This window comes from Methanobrevibacter sp., from assembly GCF_045116495.1.
In the GTDB taxonomy this organism is placed as follows: Archaea; Methanobacteriota; Methanobacteria; order Methanobacteriales; family Methanobacteriaceae; genus Methanocatella.
In genome coordinates this window covers 1-2987 of the sequence record NZ_JBGULU010000034.1, presented here as the reverse complement: position 1 = coordinate 2987, position 2987 = coordinate 1, and the positions used below count along the sequence as shown (strand labels likewise).

The window sequence follows — 2987 nt, the reverse complement described above, 5'->3', positions numbered from 1 at the left end:
AAAAAGATCTTTATTTCTATTGTAATCAAACAATAGGTAATGGTATCCCTGGCTCATGTCATAATGATTGCGTTGATAATGGATTTACCTTAGAAGAATCAGAAGGAATGCAAAAATGTTGTCCTTGTGCAGTAAAAGAATGTAAAGTTTGTCGTTCTAATCCTTATTGTGATAATTGCTTCCCCCCATTTTTCAGAAATCCTGATAATTTATCATGTGTTCCCGAATGTGGCTATTGCTTAGCAGGAGATAGAAATACTTGGAAATGTGTTAATTGTAAAAAAGAGTATAAAGAGGAGAAATATAATTTAAATGGAACCTGTGTTGATAAATCTCAGTTAGCTATAACTCCATATTATCCAGATCCTTACTTTGAAGGAAGGGAACATCATGTTGTTGATGATACCTGTAATTTAGTTTGGGGATGTAAAGAGGGTTGCTTTAAATGTAATCCATGGTATACAGAAAATTGTACTGAATGCTCGAATGGATATTATAAAGAAGATTTCTATAGTGAGACACAGCCTGAAACATTCAGTTGCTTCACCGAAGATGAATGTAAAGGAACAACACTATTTCAATATGATCATTTCAAGAGAATAGGTGGAGTCCCAACAAAAATAAACAATGAGTTAGTATGTTACAATTGTTTATTAAGAGAAGGTAATTGTAGGCAAGCTGATGAAATTGTTTGTGGGCCAAGGGCAAGAAGAACATATATTGATATCCCTCGTTATTGCAAATTAAGTAATTGCTATGTAAGATGTGCTTCTTGTGATGATTGGGGTAACAGTTGCTTCCATAATTGTACTTCTTGCAGAGATTCTGGTACATATGGACTAGTATTATATGATCCGCCAAATGGAAAATATGGTAATTGTATAAGATATTCTCATAAATGCAAAGGCCTTCCTTATTATCATGATTATGATTTAGCAGAGAAATTAGGTCTTGATGAAGATAATTGTGGACAAGATTGTGATGTTTGCTTAACAAATGGAACTTGCACAGAAAATTATCCATTTTATGTAATAGAAACAAGAGAATGTGTAGAATTATGCCCATTTAATGAAGTATTAACTAAAACTTGCCTTATGGGCCATCCAAATGCAGGATTTATATTCTTAAAAAACCCATTTGATACACAAAATATTTTCAATCCAATAAATCAAAATATAAATATTAAACAACTTGTATCAAATACATTCTTTGAAACATTCATTAAATATTATAATATAAGTATTAGCAATGAGGAAACCAAAATTTTTAATAATTTAGGAACTGGTCAAATATTTAATTTGCAAAATAGTCAAATTATTGTTGGAAATAATATAAGTTTAGAATTAACCTCTGTTGGCTTAGAATTAGAAAAAATTAAACAATTAGGAACTCAATTATTTGGTTCACTTACAACTGAAAAAAAAGAAGATAAAACTTCAGCTATAGATTTATCTGAATGCCAAAAAATACTTAAAGAAAAGTATGGCCTTCCTTCTGAAGAAGATATAATGGTTATAAAGGGAGATACATTAAAAGAATTAAGTTTAGAATATTTAGGAAATCAAGTAGACTATCAATTATTCAGTTATTCATTAGGAGCCTTCTTACCTTTAAATGATTGCAAAGCAAAAGAGGTAGAAGTAACTGTATCAAATCCATTTAAAATCGAGAATTTAATTCAAGCATTACAAAGCAAAACTAGTGCAGCAATATCAGATGGATATGATGTCTTTGATAGTAAGAGTCCATTCTATCATGATATTTGTACTCCTTTCACCAACGAAAATGGTAATGATGTCTTAATAGATGATCGTCAAGCTGATTATTTTAACAATACAAAATTATGTGAAAAAGGATGCACTTTCGTCAGTTATAATGCTACAACTAATTATTATACTTGTAATTGCCCTATTAAAGATTCAATTAATCAACAATTAGATGCTTCTGAAGATGTTAGCCAAAAGCTTCCAGAAAGCTTCTATAAAAAACATAAATATTCAAATATTGAAGTATTTAAATGTTCTTCGCAAGTATTTTCTTCCAAAGGACAAAAAAAGAATTTTGGTTCATATGTTTTAATTGCTTGTATAGCTAGTTTCATTGGATCAGTTGTCTTTTATTTCATTAAAGGAACTCTAGCCCTTAGTAAGACATTCGATGATTTAGCGGAGAACCCCATCCCTGCTAATCCTCCCAAAAATGAAAGCAAAACTTCTGAAAGAGATATAAAAGGAAAAAAAACTGGATATAAAGATTGTGTTATGAATGAAGAGCAATTAAATAATGCACCATATGGCATTGCTGAAAAGCATGATGATAGAGGATATTTAAGACTTTATTGGTCATTATTAAAAATAAAACAAATATTCATTTTCACTTTTTATACATGTACTGATTATAATATACGTGTGTTAAAAATTGCTCTTTTCATTTTATTCTTTGCATTCTATTTTGCTTTTACTGCCTTATTCTTTAATGATAGCATTATGAGGGAAATTTACAAATATAAAGGAAATACTAATGCTGCTATTCATGTTCCTAATATAATATTATCTAGTTTATGCTGCATTATTATGAATTTCATTGTCAGATTTGTTACTTTAAGTGAAAGAGATATTTCTAAAATTAATTGTGAAACCAATCCTGATAATAAGAAAAAATTATGCAAATCAACTGAAAAAATATTAAAAATAAAAGTAATAATATTGTTCGCTGTTTCATTTATTTTACTCGGGATATGCTGGTATTATGTTTCTGCTTTCTGCGCTGTTTTCAAAAATTCTCAAGGACACTATTTCGTCAATGTATTTATCTCCTTCCTAGTATGCAATTTATGGCCTTGCATGACTAGCTTAATTCCTCCAATTTTCAGAAAGCAAGGAATAAAGAATAAATCTCCATGCATGTATAAAGCAAGCCAAATAATTGCTTATTTCTAAATAATTTATTATAAAAACTCATTATCAAAGTAAACATAATTATTTTAT

At 29.2% G+C, this 2987-nt stretch carries 1 protein-coding gene; it reads left to right on the top strand.

Going from position 1 to position 2987, the window contains the following annotated elements; translation table 11 throughout:
• Window positions 1-2939, top strand: a 2939-nt coding sequence (locus ACJMLH_RS01495) for a hypothetical protein (RefSeq protein ID WP_405274167.1), incomplete at its 5' end; no start/stop codon positions are given.
• Window positions 2940-2987: the final 48 nt, after the last annotated feature.